Consider the following 18,584-nt stretch of genomic DNA (forward strand, 5'->3'; position numbering starts at 1 on the left):
ATTCACGAACCTCTCCGTTCGATCAAGAAAGCAGCACTACTGTGACGCGCACTTTCACTCCCAAAGCTGGCGAGATCCAGCGCGAATGGCTGGTCATCGACGCAACTGACGTCGTGCTCGGCCGCCTGGCCTCGCACGCCGCCGCACTGCTTCGCGGCAAGCACAAGCCCACCTTCGTGAACCACCTCGACACCGGCGACTTCGTCGTGATCGTCAACGCCGACAAGGTGGCGCTGACCGGTCAGAAGCTGCAGAAGAAGCTGGCCTACCGCCACTCCGGCTACCCGGGCGGGCTCAGCTCGGTCACCTACGCCGAACTGATGGAGAAGAACCCCGTCCGCGCCGTCGAGAAGGCCGTGCGGGGCATGCTGCCCAAGAACAGCCTGGGCCGCCAGCAGCTGACCAAGCTGAAGGTGTATGCGGGCGCCGAGCACCCGCACGCCGCTCAGCAGCCCAAGACGTACACCTTCGATCAGGTCGCCCAGTGAGCGCCGCAGACCCTAAGGACACCAACGTGGCGAACATCCAGGACTCCACCTCCACCGAACCCACCAGCTTCTCGACCGAGACGCCGGCCGAGCAGGTCGCCGAGACCGCGCCCCGTCCGGTGCTCAGCGTGCCCGGTGCCGCCGTCGGCCGCCGCAAGCAGGCGATCGCGCGCGTGCGCCTGATCCCCGGCACCGGCACCATCACGGTCAACGGCCGCGCGTTCGAGGACTACTTTCCGAACAAGCTGCACCAGCAGCTGGTCAACGACCCGTTCACGGTGCTCGGCCTCGCCGGCTCCTATGACGTCATCGCCCGCATCCACGGCGGCGGCGATTCGGGCCAGGCCGGCGCGCTGCGCCTGGGCATCGCCCGTTCGCTGAATCAGATCGACGCCGAGAACAACCGCCCGGCGCTGAAGAAGGCCGGCTTCCTCTCCCGCGACGCGCGGGTCAAGGAGCGCAAGAAGGCCGGTCTGAAGAAGGCCCGCAAGGCGCCGCAGTACTCGAAGCGCTGATCGGGCCCATGGCCCTCTTCGGCACGGACGGCGTCCGAGGCCTTGCCAACGGCAGCCTCACCGCCGATCTTGCTCTCACCCTGGCTCAGGCGACCGCCGTCGTCCTGGGCCAGGGCCGTAGCGCGGAGGCGCGACGCGTCGCCGGCAAGCACGCCACCGCCGTGGTCGCGCGCGACCCGCGCGTGTCGGGCGAGTTCCTCGCCGCCGCGGTCTCGGCAGGTCTTGCCGCCTCGGGCGTCGACGTGCTCGACGCCGGCGTGGTGCCCACGCCGGCGGCCGCGTTCCTGGTCGGATCGACCGATGCCGACTTCGGTGTCATGGTCTCGGCATCCCACAATCCTGCCCCCGACAACGGCATCAAGATCTTCGCCCACGGCGGCGTGAAGCTGCCCGACCTGGTCGAGCGCCGCATCGAGGCCGCCATGAGCGGCCCCAAACTGCTGCCCACCGGTGCCGACGTCGGCCGCATCCGCCGGTTCGCCGACGCCGAAGACCGGTACGTGCTGCACCTGCTCAAATCGCTGCCGCACCGGCTGGACGGAATCCACCTGGTGCTGGACTGCGCCAACGGCGCGGCATCCGGCGTCTCGCCCGAAACGTTCACCGACGCCGGCGCCCGGGTCACCGTGATCGGCGCAGACCCCGACGGCATCAACATCAACGACGGCGTCGGCTCGACGCACCTGGCGAGCCTGGCCGACGAGGTCGTGCGCCTGGGCGCCGACGTCGGCATCGCCCACGACGGTGACGCCGACCGATGCCTGGCAGTGGATGCCGCCGGCAACATCGTCGACGGCGACCAGATCATGGCGATTCTGGCCGTGGCGATGAAAGAGCGCGGCGCGCTGGCGGGCAACACCTTGGTCGCCACCGTGATGAGCAACCTCGGGCTGCACCGCGCCATGGCCGAGCACGGGATCATCGTGGAGCGCACGGCGGTCGGCGACCGGTACGTGCTCGAGCGGATGAACGAGGGCGGCTTCAGCCTCGGCGGCGAGCAGTCCGGGCACGTCATCATGCGCGAGTTCGCCACCACCGGCGACGGCCTGCTGACCGGACTGCACCTGCTCGCCGAGATGGCGCGTACCGGAAAGTCCCTCGCCGAGCTGGCGTCGGTCATGACGGTGTTCCCGCAGGTGCTCGTGAACGTGCGCGGCGTCGACCGCGCACAGGTGGCCCATCCCGCCGTCACGGCCGCCGTGGCCGCCGCCGAGCAGCAGCTGGGCGAGACGGGCCGCGTGCTGCTGCGCGCGTCGGGCACCGAGCCGCTCGTGCGGGTCATGGTCGAGGCATCCGACGCCGACGCGGCATCGCGCGTGGCGGGGCAGCTGGCCGACGTGGTGCGCCAGCACCTGGCGCTGCCGGCGTAGGGATCGCGGCTGTTCGCGTCGCTCGGTGCGCCGGGCGTCTGGTGCGCGCTCGCGCGCGGTAGCGCCGCGCTTGGTACGTGCCTCATGCGCGGCGCATCAGCCAGCCTGATTCGACGTATCGGCATCTCGGTCTTCACAAGCCCCCTTCGCGTGCGCGCTAATGGACAGGGAGCGAAGAACACGGAGCCGAAGCCGGCACCGGACCCGCACGTCGAGGACGACAGAGAGGCAGCCAAAATGCATGAAGCGGCAGACCGGTCCCCATCAGAGCGCGAGGGCGGCTTGAGCCGCCGCGGGCTGCTCGGCATCGCGAGCGCCACGGCAGCGGCCGCGGCAATGGGCGGACTGGCCCGGGGCGCCGCGCCCGCCCACGCGGCCGAGGCGCTGGCTGCCGTCACGCCGGCGCCGACTGCGGGGATGTCGGTCACACTGCTGGGCACCGCGGGGGGACCGCCCCCACAGGCGAACCGCTACGGCATCGCCACCGCCCTGACCGTGGACGGCAACAACTACGTGATCGACTGCGGCCGAGGCGCCGTCAGCCAGTACATGCGCGCGGGGCTGTCGATGCCGGCGCTGACCGCCATCTTCCTGACCCACCTGCACTCCGACCACATGGTCGACTACTTCGCCTTCCCGCTGCTGTCCGGCGGGGTCATCGGACCGCAGGGGTTCACGTCGCCGATCGGCGTGTGGGGACCGGGAGCATCGGGCCTTCCCTCCCACCTCACCGGAGACACGGGAACGACCCCGGGAACCGTGGAGACGACCCGCCGCGCGAACGAGAGCTTCGCGGCATCCACCACCTTCTTCCTCGATGAGCACTTCGGCACCGACCCGGCCAAGATGCTGAACGTGCACGACGTGCTGCCGCCGGCGTCGGCCGGGGCATCCGCGTCGAATCCCGCGCCGACCATGGAGCCGTTCGCGGTCATGGAGGACGACCGGGTCAAGGTCACCGCCACCCTGGTGCCGCACGGCAGCGTGTTCCCGGCGCTGGCCTACCGGTTCGACTCCGACCACGGCAGCGTCGTCTTCTCGGGCGACACGGCACCCACGCCCAATCTCATCCGACTCGCGCAGGGTGCCGACCTGCTGCTGCACGAGACCGCCGACTTCGAGGCCCTGCCCAAGCTCGGCTACCCGGCCCCGGTCATCGAGCACATCCGACTCGTGCACACCGATGTCAACGACCTCGGCGCGATCGCGAAGGCCGCAGGCGTGGGCGCGCTCGTCGCCACGCACCTGAGCCCCGTCAATCCGGACATCGTGCCGGACCACGTATGGCGCAAGAAGCTGCGCGACAGCGCCAAGGCCGCCGGATACGACGGCGACATCTCGCTCGGGATGGACCTGATGCGGATTCAGGTGGGCGCGAAGCGCTGAGGGCGAGCCAGGCGGCGCGGGGTGCTGAGGCCGAGCGGCCGGGCTCATCTCGACAGGACGAACCCGGGGTACCCGTCGGCGGCGACCCGGCTGATCCGGTCACCGTAGGAACCGAAGCCTCCGAGGTAGGGCATGAACACCCGTGGCTTGCCGGGGACGTTGACGTTGGTCATGTATGAGTCCGCGACGGGGTACAGCGTCGCGTAGCCGACATCGGCGACGTGGCTGACCCACTCCGTCTCGGCAGCGGGGGCTGCTTCCATCGTGGTGATGCCGCCGGCATCGGCGTGGTCGAGCGCATCCATGATCCAGTCGACGTGCTGCTCGATCGCTCGCACGACATTCACCACCAGCGACGGGCTCTGCGGTCCGACCACGATGAACAGATTCGGGAACCCGCTCGACTGGATCCCGAGATATGTCCGGGGGCCCTGGGCCCACGCATCCTCCAGCCGGACCCCGCTGCGTCCACGGATGCCCAACCGGAACAGCGTTCCGGTGAAGGCATCGAATCCGGTTGCGTAGACGATCACGTCGTGCTCGCGCTCGCCGGATCGGGTGCGCACGCCGCGAGGAGTCACCTCGGCGATCGGATCCTTCTTCACGTCGACCAGGTGCACATGCGGCCGGTTGAAGGTCGCGTAGTAGTCGGTGTCGAGGCACACGCGCCGTGACCCGAACGGGTACTCCCACGATGCGAGCGCCGAGGCCACCGCCTTGTCCGCCACGATGGTGTGCACCTTGTCGCGCACGAAGGCGACCAGCCGGTCATTCGCCTCGCGGTCGGTGATGATGTCTGCGAACGAGACCAGAGCACAGCCGAAGCTGCCGGCGTGCCAGCATTCTTCGAAGCGGCGATGGATCTCGTCGTCACTGGCCGCCAGGATCGAGTCGGAGTGCCCCGTGACGAGTGTGCCGCTGCGCGACGTCCTCTCCTGGGCGCGGTGCCGCGGGTAGTGGGCTTTGTGTGCGGCGACCTCCGCCGCCTCCAGCGGCCGATTCATCGCGGGCATCGTGTACGCGGGAGTGCGCTGATAGACCGTCACCTCGGCGGCGCTGCCTGCGATGACGGGGATGGACTGGATGCCGGATGAGCCGGTGCCGATCACGCCCACCCGCTTGCCGACGAAGTCGGGCTCTTCGTGCGGCCAGCTGTTCGTGTAGTAGCTTTCGCCCGTGAAGCTCTCGAGCCCGTCGATTTCGGGCCGCTTCGGCGTGGAGAGGCATCCCACCGCCGTGATCACCCATTTCGCGGCGACCGTGTCGCCTTGGTCCGTCGTGATCACCCAGTGTGCGGCACGGTCGTCCCACTCGACGGATGTCACGCGAGTGTCGAACTGGATGTGCCGGTAGAGGTCGAACCTCGATGCGACGTGGCGTATGTAGTCCAGGATCTCCGGCTGGCCCGCGAACCGCTCGCTCCACACCCACTCCTGCTGCAGGTCCTCCGAGAAGGAATAGGAGTACTGCAGGCTGTCCACGTCGCACCGCGCACCCGGGTAGCGGTTGTAGAACCAGGTTCCGCCCACGTCGGGTGCACTCTCGAAGACGCGGAATCGTCGGCTCGAGGCGCTCAGCCGGTACGCCGCATAGAGGCCACCGAGTCCTGCGCCGACAACGGCGACGTCCAGCACGCCGGGGTCGATCGGCATAAGCGTTCTTCTCCCTTGAAGAGGTCGGATCGTGCAGCGCGGTGGCCGCTGCGCGGTCGCCGCGCAGGCGATGGGCTCTGGGCGGTCAGCGCCAGATCGACTTGACCTCCTGATAGCTCCAGATCGCTTCGGGGGCGAACTCGCGGCCGAGGCCGGAATCCTTGTACCCGCCGTAGGGCTGAGCCAAGTCGGGACGATAGCCGTTGATCCCGATGGACCCGGTCTCGATCCGGCGGGCGACCTCGAGCGCCGTGTCGGGGTCGCCGTACACGGCACCGGCCAGACCGTAACGCGAGCCATTCGCGATCCGTACGGCCTCGTCGACGTCGTCGTAGGGATGCAGCAGGACGACGGGGCCGAACACCTCGTCCTGCGCGATCGCACTGTCGAGAGCGGCATCGGTGACGATCGTGGGTGCGACGTAGTAGCCCCGGTCGGGCAGCTGGGTGTCGCCGGCCAGCAGCGTGGCACCTGAGTCCTTCGCTGCGGTGATCATGCCGGTGACTCGATCGTAGATGCGTCGGGAGACCAGCGGACCCATCTCCGTCTGCTCATCGAGCGGATCGCCCACGCGCAGATCGCGCGCCAGGTCGACAAGGCGGTCGCGCACCGTGTCATACATCGCTCGCGGTGCGAGGATGCGCGACAGCAGCGCGCAGGTCTGGCCCGTGTTCTCGAATGATGCCACCCGAAGGCTCTCGAACACGCTGTCGAGGTCGGCCGATTCGAGGATGATGCCGGCCGATTTGCCGCCCAGCTCAAGGGTCACCGGGATGAGGCGGCTGCCGGCGAGTGCGGCGATGTGCCTGCCCGTGGCAGAGGACCCGGTGAATCCGATCTTGTCGATGCCCTCGTGTTCGATGAGTGCCTGACCGGTCTCGCGGCCCCCGGGCACGATGTTGATGACGCCGGGAGGAAACCCGATCGCCGTCGTCGCCTCGGCGAGGTTGAAGATGTCGAGAGGAGTCTCGGGCGCGGGCTTGATGACGACGGTGCAACCGGCGGCCAGTGCGGGCGAGAGCTTCAGCGTCATCGAGGCCTGCGGATGATTCCACGGCACGATCAGGGCTGCGACGCCGAGCGGCTCGCGGCGCACGATCGATGTGCCGGCCCGCCCCATGTTCGGGCGCTCCTGCTCGAGCGCAGCCTCGCGTGCGAGCTTTGCGTAGTAGCGCAGATGCACCACCGGGCGCACACCGCCCCACGGCCGCGACAGTCGGACGGGCTGCCCGATCTCGGCAGTGATGAGATCGGCGGTCTCGCCGCCGCGCCGCTCCAGCTCGTCGGCCAGCTTGTCGATCCAGTCCGCACGCTCTGCATAAGACATCCGGGGCCACGGTCCGTTGTCGAATGCCTCGCGTGCGGCCCGCACGGCCAGGTCGACATCGGCGGCAGACCCCTCGACCGCCCGGCCGACCTCGCTGTAATCCACGGGGCTCTCCACGATGACCTGCGCGTTCGTGTCGGGAGCATGCCACTCGCCGCCCGCAAAGATCCGATCTCGCACCGTTGTGAATGTCATGGGGAAAGTTTACGGCGGTTAGGTTTATATATCAACATTAAACTTATCGGCCCCGCCCTGTTCGACTGCGCGCCCGGGGCCGAGGTCGCCTCGCGGACAGCGGGTGCTACAGGTCGTCGGCGTCCGCGCCCAGCAGGCCGGCATCGAAGGCGTGCAGATGGGGCTCGTTGGCCGCCATTCGCACGAGCATCGCGCGCAGGAGCGCGACCTCTTCAGCGCTGAAGTCCGTGAGGAGCAGCTGCTCCCGGCGGGCCGCGACCGGCTTGATCGAGTTGAACAGATCGGCCCCGGCGCCGGTGAGGTAGAGGCGGCGGGCCCGGCCTGTGGACTCTTGTGTGATCAGGTTTCGTTCGTGCAGCACCGCGATGCTGCGCGATGCGATGGCCTTGTTGATGCCGAGGTCACGGCTCGCTTGCGCGGCAGTGGCACCGGGAACGTTGCTCAGTTCACCGAGGATGCGCCATTCGTTGACGCCGATCCCGAACAGCTTCCGGTAGATTCGCGACCCGCCCCACAGCAGCATCCCGTTCAGGATCGTGACCAGCGCAGGAATGTGCTCTTCGGGGGGAAATCGGGTCGGCAGCGGCTCACGGATGACGACTGCATGCGCATCGTCGGCGCGAACGTCGTCACGTGCGCGCATTGGCCATCCCTTTGATTGCGAACATGCCCGCCACCCTATCGGTGCGGGTCCGGCGTGGCCCGTGCAGACCGGGGGTGCCCTAACAGTCCGCTGCCAGCGGCGGGGCCGCGTATCCACCGGTCGCCGACTCCAGAAGCTCCGCGACCGCCAGCGCAGAGAGATCCTCGAGGAAGGGGCCGACGACCTGCACCCCGACCGGCAGGCCGTTCGGAGTCAGCCCGACCGGCACGACGGTCGACGGCAACCCGACCACGCCAGACGGCGCATTCCAGGTGTGCGCGAGGGTACGGTGCGGGATGTCGCGGTCGCCCACGCGCAACGAGAGCTCTCCGATCGAGCCGGATGAGTCGTGCGCGAACGCGGGTACGCCCATCACCGGGCAGATGAGCACGTCGAAGCGAGAGAACCAGGCTCCCCACGCGGCGCGCAGCTCGGTGACCCGCTCACGATTGCGCAACCACCGCAGGTGACTGTCGGCACTCCGATCCTGCGACGCCGAGTCGCGCGACGGCAGGATGGCAGCCGCGATCAGGTCGGCGCACACCGTTCGGCTCATGTCCATGTCGACGGCGGGTCGCTCCCGAACCACCGTCGGCCCGGCCGCCGCCAGTGCATCGACCGCCTGTTCGCAGAGACGTCGGACGTGATCGTCGGGTATGGCATCGGGTCCGTCGTCGAGCCAGACTGCCACGCGCCACGCGCGGGGGTCCCGGTGGCGTGGCTCGGGCAGTTGCACCCGCCACGCGGGCGCGTCGTTCGGGTCGGGCCCGGCGAGGGACTGCAGGATCAGGCGCACGTCGGCCACGCTGCGGGCCATCGGCCCGAGCACGTTCAGATCGGTGTCGGTGGTCCCGCCCCCGATGTGGTCGATGTAGCCGCGCTGGGGCACGAGTCCGTAGCTCGGGCGGTGCCCGACGATGCCGCAGAAGTGCGACGGGATGCGGATCGATCCGCCCAGATCGCTGCCGATGTCGAAGCTCGACAGTCCGCTCGCCACGGCGGCGGCCGCGCCGCCGGACGAGCCACCCGGCGTCTTCGAGGGGTCCCACGGATTATTCGTCGTGCCGAAGACATCGTTGCTCGTCTGGATGTTGCCGGACCAGCGCGGCAGATTGGACTTGCCGACCAGGATCGCACCGCCATCGCGCAGCCGACGGATCGCGGGGGCGTCTTCGGCCGGGACGTTCTCGCGGAGTTCTTCCGCGCCCGCTGTCGTACGCAGGCCCGCCGTGGCGATCGCATCTTTCACCGTGAAGGGGATGCCGGCAAGAGGCCCTCGGGCTTGTCCGCTGCGACGCGCCGCATCCGCATGGTCGGCGGCACGACGTGCGCCCTCGGCATCCACCGTCACCACGGCGTTCAGCTGCGGATTGAGCCGGTCGATCCGCTCGAGATACAGATCGACGAGTTCGCGGGCGCTGATCCGGCCGTCGTTCAACGCTGCCGACTGGCTCGAGAGCGATGCTGTGGCCCACGAGGCGGCTGCCGTGGTCGTGCTCATGATCTCTGCTCCTGTTCTGTGGTGCCGTCGGCCGCCGGGTCGACCAGAATCGCGGCGAGGCTATCGCCGATGAATGCGAAGGCGGCCGCGCTGCCCGGCAGGCGCGGCATGCCGATGAACCCGTGCATCTGACCCTCGAAGCGCCGATGGGTGACCCGGACGCCCGCCGTGCGCAGTGCCGTGACATATGCCTCGCCTTCGTCGGCGAGCACATCGTTGTCCGCAGTCACCACGATGGCGGGCGCAAGGCCCCGGTGATCGGCCGCGCGCAAGGGCGAAGCATCCGGATGCCGGCGCCTGGTCTCGTCCGGAACGTATTGATCCCAGAACCATCGCATGGTCGCCGCATCCAGCAACAGCTGATTCTGCGGGCAGCGGTAGCTCGCGCGATCGAAGTCGGTGTCGACCACCGGGTAGATCAGCACCTGGCAGGCCAGATCGACCCCGGCCGCCTTGGCGCGCAATGCCATGACTGCCGCGAGGTTGCCGCCAGCGCTGTCACCGACGACGACGATGCGCTGCTGCGGCCGGGAGTCGCGCACGGCAAGCAGCGCATGCCAGGCGTCACCAACGGCAGCCGGGTAAGGATGTTCCGGCGCGAGCCGATACTCGACCATGACCACTTCGCACCCGGTGGCCGCAGCCAGCCGCCGCGCAGTGCCATCGAAGCCGGCGATCTCCCCGAGCACCCAGCCTCCGCCGTGATAGAAGACCAGCACGGCAGGGTCCGACGACGTGTCGAGAGCGGGCGGCTGCAGCCACCGCAGTGCGATGCGTGAGCCGTCGGCTCCGGTGATGACACTGTCGTGGTGTGTCATCACCGGACCCGGAGGATCGCTCAGCTGTCGGGCCGTCATGGCCGCACGTGCCAGTCGCGGCCCGATCTCGTGGGCGCGGGGCGCGGCAAGAGCGCCGCTGCGCTCGAGATACGCCACGGTAGCGCTGTCCAGACCCACATCGACCTCCGTCTGTCGGCTCGTCACGGTCCGACTCGCGACTACGGCTTCGTCCAGATGTCCTTCGCATAGTCCGGCTCCGCGTGGAGCAGTCCGTACTTGACGGCAGCTTTGGCCAGTGGCCGCAGACCCTCGGGGGTCAGGGGAGCGGCGTAGCCGTTCATGTTGATCGCGGCGAGCACCCCGGCATCCATCGGCGTGACGTCTGGGATCTTGCTGCGCACCTCGTCCAGATGTTCGCTGGCGTACGCGTTGGACGCGGCGATCGCCTCTTGCAGGTTGCCGAAGAGCTCCGGGTTCTTGTTCGCTTCGTTGGCGTTGACGAACCAGACGCCGAAGATGAATTGCTCGCCCGGGGCCAGTGCGTCATGTGTGTTCACGAGGGTCTGGTCGCCCTGACTCTTCGCGATCGTGCCGAAGGGCTCGCCGGCGAGGAACGCGTCGATCTCTCCGGACTTCAGCGCCGGCGCCATGTCGCCGAACCCGAGTTCGACGAAGGTGACCTTGCTGGAGTCGCCGCCGCCGGCGTCGATCGCATTGCGTGCAAGCGCATCCGAGAGGTTGCCGAGCGTGTTGACCGCGACCTTCCTGCCTTCCAGATCCTTGACGGTCTTGATGCTGTCGTCGCCTCGGACGACCAGGTCATTCGTGCCCTTGGCCGGGTCGCCGTTGCTGGCGGCCGAGACGTTGAGCAGGCTGAGCGGCAATCCTCGCTCAATGGCCTGGAAGACGGACACCGAGTTGCTGTAGCCGAGCTGGTACTGCGCACTCACCACGGCCGGCACCACCGCCGCGCCGCCCTGTGCGTAGTTGTAGTGCAGTGTGATGCCGTGCTTTGAGAAGAACCCCTGGTCTTCGCCGACCATCAGAAGCGCGGTCTCGTTCACCGGCAGCGTGCCGACCTCGACCGTCACACTCTTGCCGGTCTGGCCGTCGTCGTCCGACGGCGTATCGGCTGAGCAACCAGCCAACGCCAGAGCGGCGGCTGCCGCCAATGCGACGGCCGCTATAGCAACGCCACGATTCTTCATTATCGCCTCCGAGTTCGTCGTGAGTATCAGATGCCATGCGCCGTTCGCGCGTGGCGAGTCCGGTCAGTAGACCATGAGTCCAAGAGTCGTCTGGGATTCCTTTCGATGAGTGAAAGACTGTGACGTGTGCCGGCTGCTGATCCGACGCGCGGCCGTGCCCGAAGGGGTCACCCCCGGCATATCGGCTTTGCATCGGCAGAGTCGCGCGACAGCTCGCCATGTGGAGCAAGCATGTTTTCGGTGAATGAGAACCATGGTTGTCGGGTCGCGGTCGCTTCACCAAGCTGGTGGCCTGACAGCAGGTTCCTGCAGGACGAAGTCGTCTTGCCGGCAAAGGTCGCGGTCAGTGCCGCCGACCGGGCAACAGCGCAGTAGCACCGCATTATCTTGCAACGGAGGAAGAAGTGAAGACTACTCGTATTCGTCGTCCCATCGCGTTCGGGGCACTCGCGTTCCTCGCGACGATATCTCTCGTCGCCTGCGCGGCCGGAGGCAGCACAGATACACCCGCCGATGGGAACTCACTGACCTCGATCAAGATCGGATCGATCCCGGTCACCGATGCCGCCGTCGTGGTGCTGGGCGACCAGCACGGCTTCTTCAAGGATGAAGGGCTCAAGGTCGAATTCGGCAATCCCGCTGCGGGCGGTTCGTCTGTCGTGGCGGCGGTGATAGCCGGCGAGTACCAGGTCGGGTACAGCGCCACGCTGTCGGTCTTCCAGGCGGTCGCGGGTGGCAACGACCTGACGATGATCGCGCCCGCGTCGGGATCGTTCGACGACCCCGCCAAGGGTACGAATGACCTGATCACCTCCCCGAAGCTGGGGTTGAAGAGTGCGAAGGACCTTGAAGGCAAACAGGTCGCGGTCAACGCGGCCGGCGGCTTCGCCGAGATGCTTGGCAAGAATTCGGTCCTCGAAGCAGGCGGCGATCCCGGCAAGGTCCAGTGGGTGCAGCTGGGGTTCCCCGATCAACTGCCTGCGCTGCAGTCCGGGCGCATCCAGGGTTTCGTCGCCGGTGAGCCGTTCGGCACGCTCGCCCGCGATGAGGGCGAGGTCACGCTGACGAACACGCTCTACGACGTCTCGCACGACGAGTGGCTCCTGGGCACGTGGTTCGCCAGCCGCGCCGCGACCGAGAAGAACCCGCAACTGTTCGAGAAGATCCAGGCCGCCATCACCACGTCGCTGAAGTATTCCGTGGCACACGAAGACGAACTGCGCAAGATCATCCCTGACTTCGCAGGCATCGACCCCAAGATCGCCGGATCGATCAGGCTCAGCAACTACGCGACACCGCTGACCGTCCAGACGCTCGAGCCGATGGCGGATGCGGCGGTGCGCACAGGACTGCTGGAGAAGAAGCCCGATCTCGAGGCTCTGATCTGGAAGCCCTGAAATGTGCCGCATCCGGCATATATCCACCGAGGAGGTGAGGCGTGGTCGACGTGAGTGAGACAGTCGCCGTCGGACCCATGGACGAGAGTGCGACCAGGACTCCGAAAGATCGGGCCCGCCTCCGCAAGGGCATCGGGCGTCGCCGGCAGCGCATTGTGCTCGGCCTGACCGGCGTCGTGGGTCTGCTCATCATCTGGGAAGCGACTGCGCGCTGGGGGTTTGTCGACGCCCGATACCTGCCCCCGCCGACTGTCGTCGCGGGCGAACTCGTGCACCAGTTCGCCTCGGCGTCGTTCTGGACGGCGCTGGGCCTGACCATGCGCACCTGGATCATCGGCCTCGCGATCGTGACCGTCGCCGGGGTGGTGCTCGGGTTCGTGATCGGCCTGAGCCCGTTCCTGCGCCGGTACACGACCTCCACCATCGAGTTCCTGCGTCCGATCCCGTCGGTCGCGCTGATCCCGCTGGCAGTGCTCGTGTTCGGTGTACGCGTCGAGTCGGCTCTGCTGCTGATCGTGTATGCGTGCTTCTGGCAGATGCTCATCCAGATGCTGTACGGCGTCAGCGACGTAGACCCCGTCGCCGTCGACACCGCCCGCACGTTCGGGCTCGGCTGGTTCGCCCGCATCCGATACGTCGTATGGCCGTCGACGCTGCCCTACCTGATGACCGGCTTACGGCTATCGGCGACCATCGCGCTGGTGCTCGCGATCACGGCGGAGCTGGTCATCGGCGTGCCGGGGCTGGGCACGGCGATCACGCTCGCGCAGAACGGTGCCCGCGTGACGACGGTGTACGCCCTGACCGTCGCGACCGGAGTGCTGGGCCTTGTCATCAACCTGCTCATGCGCGCTGCCGAGACCAGGATCCTGGCTTGGCATTCGTCGGTGCGAGGGGAGGCGATCGTATGAGGCGCGCCCGTTCTGCGCTGCTGTCGGCGCTCGCCCTGCCTGTGATTCTCGTCGCGATCTGGTTCGCCGCGACTCGCGGCGAGACCAGTGTCTTCGTGCCCGAGCCGATCAGTCTCGTGAAGACGTTCGTGGACGTCTGGACCGGACCGGCGTTCATGGAGCAGGTCATGCCGTCACTGATTCGACTGGGCGTCGGACTCGGGGGATCGATCATCGTCGGCATCGGGCTGGGGCTCGCGGTCGGGTCCAGCCGGGTGCTTCGAGATCTGCTCGAGCCGGTGCTGGAATTCTTCCGCGCCATCCCTGCTCCGGTGCTCATTCCCGTACTGATGCTGCTGATCGGCCTGGGCGACGCGATGAAGATCACGGTGATCATCATCGGGTGCATGTGGCCGATCCTCCTCAACACGATAGATGGCGTCCGAGCCACCGATGCCGTTCTCATCGAGACCGTGCGCAGCTTTGGATTCACTCGCATGTCGCGGTTCCGTTACCTGGTACTGCCGGCAGCGATGCCGCGCATCATGACGGGAGTGCGCCAATCGCTGTCGATCGGGATCATTCTGGTGGTGATCTCGGAGATGTTCGCGGCGGTGTCCGGGCTGGGTTATCAGATCGTGCTGTTCCAGCGCACCTTCAAGATCCCCGAGATGTGGTCGGGGATCGTGCTGCTCGCCCTCATCGGCCTGCTGCTGGCATTCCTTTTCGCGCAGGTCGAGAAGGTCGTACTGCGCTGGCATCGAGGCCAGCGAGAAGTGGAGAATCGCGGTGCTTGACACGACGGAGACCCAGACACCGCTGTTGTCGGTGGAACACGTGCGAAAGGTGTATGCCACCGACGGCAAAGAGGTCGAAGCCGTCCGCGACTTGAACTTCGAGCTGGCGCGGGGTGAATTCGCCTGTCTCGTCGGCCCGTCCGGCTGCGGCAAGACGACGCTGCTGAAGTGCGTCGCGGGGCTTCTCGCGCCGACATCGGGGCGGGTGCTCCTCGACGGCGCGGAGGTCTCGGGGCCGCCGAAGAAGATGGCGGTCGTGTTCCAGGAGTACGGTCGGTCGCTCTTCCCCTGGATGCGCGTCTACGACAACGTCGAGGTACCGCTGAAGAACGCCCGTGTGCCCAAAGCCGAACGGGAGCGTCTGGTCGCCGAAGCCCTCGATGCCGTGGGTCTGGCGCACGTTCCGCGGTCGTATCCGTGGCAGCTGTCCGGCGGGATGCAGCAGCGCGTCGCGATTGCGCGTGCGATCGCCTACAAGCCCGAGATCCTCCTGATGGACGAGCCGTTCGCCGCCGTCGACGCGCAGACCCGCGCCGACCTTGAAGACCTCGTGCGCGAGGTATGGCAGCGGTTGGGCATCACCGTGCTGTTCGTCACGCACGACATCGATGAGTCGGTGTACCTGGCGCAGCGGGTCATCACGCTCTCGATGTCACCCACCGTCGTCCAGAAGGATCTGATCATCGACCTGGCCGACGCACGCGATCAGCTCAATACGCGGTCTCTGCCGAGGTTCATCGAACTGCGGCACGACGTGTACGAGCAGGTCCAGCGGGCCAAGCGCGGGCAGGGTGCGGATGCTCCCGAGAGCATGGCGGAGCCGGCGAGCGTCGACTAGGCCGGGGCATCCGAGGTGCCCCGATGGTCGCGAAGAAGACGGATACCAAGGTTATGGCCAGTTAGGGAGAAGCAGATGCAGTCGATTACCTCTCGCGCCGCTATTGTGCGCGATGTTCCAGGCGTGTTCGAGATCGCAGACGTCGTGGTCGGTGAGCCTCGTCAGAACGAGATCCGTGTGCGGATGGTCGCCGCCGGCATGTGCCACTCCGATTACCACATGATGACCGGAGACAGCGTGGCCGGGTATCTGCCGATGGTCTGCGGTCACGAGGGCACGGGCATCGTCGAGACCGTTGGTCCCAATACGCCGGGATGGGCCGTGGGGGATGCGGTCGTCTTCACGTGGATACCGAGCTGTGGCAAATGCCGGTGGTGCACGACGGGCATGACGAACCTGTGCGATCGTGGGCGGTACCTTCTGGCCGGGCACCGGTTCGACGACGAGTCGAGCTTTCGCTTCGCGCTTCCCGACGGCACTCCGGTCGGCCAGATGTGTCAGGTCGGATCGTTCTCGCAGTACACGCTCGTCTCCGTCGATTCAGCGATAAAGCTCCCTGCCGACGCCGACTTGACGAAGGTGTGGCTGCTGGGCTGCGGCGTGGGCACCGGGTGGGGCAGCGCCGTGTATGCGGCCGAGACCGAACCCGGTGACGTCGTGATCGTCATGGGCATCGGCGGCATCGGGATCAACGCCGTGCAGGGCGCCCGAAGTGTCGGCGCCGGCGCCGTGATCGCAGTCGACCCGGTCGAGTTCAAGCGCGAGAGTGCGCTTGCCCTCGGCGCGACGCACGCGTTCGCGACCATGGAGGAGGCTGCCGACTTCGCGCGGTCGATCACGAACGGACAGGGTGCGGATCGCGCAATCGTCACGGTGGGCGTCGTCAGGGGTGCACACGTCGCTCAGGCGGTCTCCGCCATCCGGAAGGCAGGCGTCGTGGTGGTGACCGGCATCGCCCCCGACAGCGAGACGAGCATCCCGGTCAGCCCGCTCGAGCTCACCCGGTATCAGAAGCGCATTCAGGGCACGATCTACGGTCATGCCAACCCGCAGGCAGACGTGCCGAAGCAGCTGGGCATGTATCGGAACGGCCAGCTCAAGCTCGACGAGCTGATCACCAAGATGTATTCCCTGGACCAGATCAACGAGGGATATCAGGACATGATCGACGGCCGCAACATCCGTGGCGGCATTCTGTTCTGATCTTCGCCCGACTGCTGCCAGACGCCAGAGACCGAATCCGGGCCGGCGTCTGGCAGCTGTGCGCGGTCGGCGGGGGAGCTCGACGGAACAAGCGCGAGAATTCCGGCTGCCGGAAACAGAGGTCAAGCAAGGTGCGTCGCAGTGAGTGACGCAGTGCCGGCCGCCCATCGTCCGTCGCGATCGAACGAGTGCTTTCAATCAGCGAAAACCACTCCCCTGGGGACCGACTCGCGGCGTTAGCCTCCGGATACGACACAGGCGACCACAGGAGGCAACGATGGCGATCAAGGGAACATGGCCCAGGGCGATCTTCTACGACTCGAAGACCACACTGTTCGACTGGGGATGGAGCTGGGCCACGGCCGCTGAGACCATCGTGGCGAAGTACGGCTCCACAGTGGATCCGAAGCAGTTCGCCGCGAATTGGGTGCGGCTGTTCGAAGCAGCCCACCGTCGCACGGCGTTCGCCGGGTATCGGCCGGTCACCGAGATCATCACCGAGGCGCTGATGGACACGTTCCGGATCCTGGACGTTCCCGGAGTGGCCGAAGACGTCAGCGCCTACACCGAGCTGCAGAAGGATGTCGGTTTGTTCGATGAGACGGAGCCGGCGCTGCAGGAGCAGCAGGATCTCGGCGTCAAGATCTGGACATATTCGGACGTCGAGCGCAAATACCTCGACATGTACGTGAGCAAGTTCCAGCACTTCACTCCCGATTTCGTCGGCAGCACCGAACAGGCGCATTTTCACAAGCCGAATCCGCGCACCTATGCCTGGGTGCTTCGCGAGAACGACCTGCAGCCGCGCGACGTGCTGTTCTGCGCGGCGCCGTCCTTCGACGTTCAGGGTGCGATGGCCTTCGGGCTGCTGGCGGCGCGGCTGCAACGGCCGACTGCGAAGCAGAGCGACGGTGTGCTCGCCAATGAGGCCGACGGCAGCCGGGGAATCACTCCCGACTATGTCATCGAGAGCCTCCACGACATCACGACGATCATTCGGGCCAATCGCGGCTGATCGAGTGGAAAAGAGGAGCCTTGACTTCCTGCGCGCCTGCCGCGCGCACCACCCGTGGCGCCGCTTTTCGACCACTGGAAAGGGCCTGCCGCGCTACCGCGGCGCTGTGGTGTAATCCGGCTGACGGCGCCGTTGCCGGGCACCATCGAAATGTCAATGTTGACACTGTCACTGCATCATCCAATGAAGGAGTAGATACATGTCGAACAACGGTTCTCTGTACAGCCGGAGGAGCTTCCTCGCACGGTCGGGCGCGACCGTCCTGATGGCGGCGATGGGTTCGTCGATTCTCGCAGCGTGTTCTCCAGGCGGCTCCACACCCGCCCAATCGAGTAGCGGCTCCGGGGGAGGCAATGTCGCCGCTGTGCCCTTCACTTTCCTGAGCTTCCTTCCGCTGACCTCATTCACGGTCAGCCCCGAGATGCTCGCGGACCTGGACGGGACGTTCAAGAAGGACGGGCTGGACGCCACTCTGCAGCCGGTGAAGGGGTCGGCCCAAGCGACCCAGCTGCTGCTGGCCAACAAGGGTCAGGTGGCCCGCAATGGACTGATCGACGCCATGGTCGCGGCGTTCGCGCAGAACCAGCCGGTGGTCGTGACGGGAATCGACACCTATCAGACCGGCATCAAGATCGTGACGACGTCGAAGACGCCGAATCCGGCTGATTGGGTCGGTAAGACGATGGGCGTCCCGTCGGTCAACGGCACGAGCGACAAGACCCTGTCCATGTCCCTCATCGAGGCGGGGCTCGATCCCAAGTCCGTCAAGCGGCAGCTCGTGGGCCTGTCGGCAGGCACGTTCGACCTGGTGCAGAAGGGGACGCTGGTCGGTTATCTCGTCAGCACGGACACGGCATTCCTCGTGGCGAAGCAGAATCCCGATGCGCACGTGTTCACACCGACGACGGGCTCCGGAATCAACATCTACATGTCGACCAAGGATCAGATTCAGCAGAACGGCGATGCGCTCAAGAAGTACTTCGCCGCGATCACCGAGGTCAAGTCCGGGATCGTCAATGGCACGGACCAGGATTACACGAAGGCGATCGACACGCTGCGCACGAAGTATTCCTGGGCCGCGTTGGACGACTCCACGATCGCGGTGGAGGCCTTCAAGGCGCAGGTGGGCCTGTGGAAGAACCCGGCGGGCGCGATCGGCCAGCCCGACATGGACGCCATCGACAAGTCGTATCAGGAACTCGTGAAGGCCGGTTTCGTCCCGGGCGGGAAGAAGATCGAGAGCCTCTTCGACACCAGCCTGCTCCCGCAGTAGGCCACACGTAGGACAGGAAGCGAACTCCGCAGATGAAGAGAGCGGTGCTCACCATCGAAAACACAGACGCAGACACAGGTGCCGGCCGGGCGGGAGATGCGATCCCG

17 protein-coding genes are annotated in these 18,584 nt (G+C 66.8%); 11 read left to right on the top strand and 6 right to left on the bottom strand.

Annotated features, from left to right (window positions below):
* Positions 1–41: 41 nt before the first annotated feature.
* The 4 genes from rplM to ABD705_RS07550 all read left to right on the top strand — a co-directional run bounded on the left by rplM (position 42) and on the right by ABD705_RS07550 (position 3,759).
* Positions 42–488, top strand: a complete 447-nt coding sequence (gene rplM / locus ABD705_RS07535) for a 50S ribosomal protein L13 (RefSeq protein ID WP_344782161.1) — start codon at positions 42–44, stop codon at positions 486–488.
* A 26-nt stretch (positions 489–514) separates the two neighbouring features.
* A complete protein-coding gene (gene rpsI / locus ABD705_RS07540; protein ID WP_344782163.1) occupies positions 515–1,003 on the top strand; it encodes a 30S ribosomal protein S9 in 489 nt (162 codons plus the stop codon).
* Positions 1,004–1,011: 8 nt separating this feature from the next.
* Positions 1,012–2,373: a phosphoglucosamine mutase gene (gene glmM / locus ABD705_RS07545; protein ID WP_344782165.1), complete on the top strand. Its 1,362-nt coding sequence runs from the start codon at positions 1,012–1,014 to the stop codon at positions 2,371–2,373.
* Positions 2,374–2,610: 237 nt separating this feature from the next.
* On the top strand, positions 2,611–3,759 hold the full coding sequence (locus tag ABD705_RS07550; protein ID WP_344782167.1) for an MBL fold metallo-hydrolase: 1,149 nt from the start codon (positions 2,611–2,613) through the stop codon (positions 3,757–3,759).
* Between the two features lie 44 nt (positions 3,760–3,803).
* On the opposite strand, the gene ABD705_RS07555 is transcribed toward ABD705_RS07550, so the two are convergent.
* From ABD705_RS07555 to ABD705_RS07580, 6 genes are all read right to left on the bottom strand, one after another.
* Positions 3,804–5,411: a flavin-containing monooxygenase gene (locus ABD705_RS07555; RefSeq protein WP_344782169.1), complete on the bottom strand. Its 1,608-nt coding sequence runs from the start codon at positions 5,409–5,411 to the stop codon at positions 3,804–3,806.
* Between the two features lie 85 nt (positions 5,412–5,496).
* Positions 5,497–6,933: an aldehyde dehydrogenase gene (locus tag ABD705_RS07560; RefSeq protein WP_344782171.1), complete on the bottom strand. Its 1,437-nt coding sequence runs from the start codon at positions 6,931–6,933 to the stop codon at positions 5,497–5,499.
* A gap of 106 nt (positions 6,934–7,039) precedes the next feature.
* Positions 7,040–7,576 carry a MarR family winged helix-turn-helix transcriptional regulator gene (locus ABD705_RS07565; protein ID WP_344782173.1) on the bottom strand — a complete coding sequence of 179 codons (537 nt, stop codon included), beginning with the start codon at positions 7,574–7,576 and terminating at the stop codon, positions 7,040–7,042.
* A 79-nt stretch (positions 7,577–7,655) separates the two neighbouring features.
* Entirely contained in the window at positions 7,656–9,077 is a 1,422-nt protein-coding gene (locus tag ABD705_RS07570) for an amidase family protein (protein ID WP_344782175.1), read from the bottom strand.
* Positions 9,074–9,934, bottom strand: a complete 861-nt coding sequence (locus ABD705_RS07575) for an alpha/beta hydrolase (protein WP_344782432.1) — start codon at positions 9,932–9,934, stop codon at positions 9,074–9,076. The genes ABD705_RS07570 and ABD705_RS07575 overlap by 4 nt, the downstream gene beginning before the upstream one ends.
* 140 nt (positions 9,935–10,074) lie before the next feature.
* Positions 10,075–11,064 carry an ABC transporter substrate-binding protein gene (locus ABD705_RS07580; RefSeq protein ID WP_344782177.1) on the bottom strand — a complete coding sequence of 330 codons (990 nt, stop codon included), beginning with the start codon at positions 11,062–11,064 and terminating at the stop codon, positions 10,075–10,077.
* Between the two features lie 404 nt (positions 11,065–11,468).
* Between ABD705_RS07580 and ABD705_RS07585 the strand changes: the two genes are divergently transcribed.
* The 7 genes from ABD705_RS07585 (at position 11,469) to ABD705_RS07615 (ending at position 18,477) form a co-directional block, all read left to right on the top strand.
* Entirely contained in the window at positions 11,469–12,461 is a 993-nt protein-coding gene (locus ABD705_RS07585; protein WP_344782179.1) for an ABC transporter substrate-binding protein, read from the top strand.
* Positions 12,462–12,511: 50 nt separating this feature from the next.
* On the top strand, positions 12,512–13,372 hold the full coding sequence (locus ABD705_RS07590; RefSeq protein WP_344782181.1) for an ABC transporter permease: 861 nt from the start codon (positions 12,512–12,514) through the stop codon (positions 13,370–13,372).
* Positions 13,369–14,148 carry an ABC transporter permease gene (locus ABD705_RS07595; protein ID WP_344782183.1) on the top strand — a complete coding sequence of 260 codons (780 nt, stop codon included), beginning with the start codon at positions 13,369–13,371 and terminating at the stop codon, positions 14,146–14,148. Before ABD705_RS07590 ends, ABD705_RS07595 begins: the two co-directional genes overlap by 4 nt.
* Complete coding sequence (locus ABD705_RS07600; protein WP_344782185.1) at positions 14,141–14,986, top strand: ABC transporter ATP-binding protein; 846 nt, start codon at positions 14,141–14,143, stop codon at positions 14,984–14,986. The genes ABD705_RS07595 and ABD705_RS07600 overlap by 8 nt, the downstream gene beginning before the upstream one ends.
* 75 nt (positions 14,987–15,061) lie before the next feature.
* Complete coding sequence (locus tag ABD705_RS07605) at positions 15,062–16,189, top strand: NDMA-dependent alcohol dehydrogenase (protein ID WP_344782187.1); 1,128 nt, start codon at positions 15,062–15,064, stop codon at positions 16,187–16,189.
* 277 nt (positions 16,190–16,466) lie between these two features.
* A complete protein-coding gene (locus ABD705_RS07610) occupies positions 16,467–17,204 on the top strand; it encodes an HAD family hydrolase (RefSeq protein WP_344782189.1) in 738 nt (245 codons plus the stop codon).
* A 364-nt stretch (positions 17,205–17,568) separates the two neighbouring features.
* Positions 17,569–18,477, top strand: coding sequence for an ABC transporter substrate-binding protein (locus ABD705_RS07615; RefSeq protein WP_344782191.1), 909 nt, complete (start codon positions 17,569–17,571; stop codon positions 18,475–18,477).
* Positions 18,478–18,584 lie beyond the last annotated feature (107 nt).

It is taken from the genome of Microbacterium kribbense (genome assembly GCF_039537285.1).
GTDB classification, from domain to species: Bacteria; Actinomycetota; Actinomycetes; order Actinomycetales; family Microbacteriaceae; genus Microbacterium; species Microbacterium kribbense.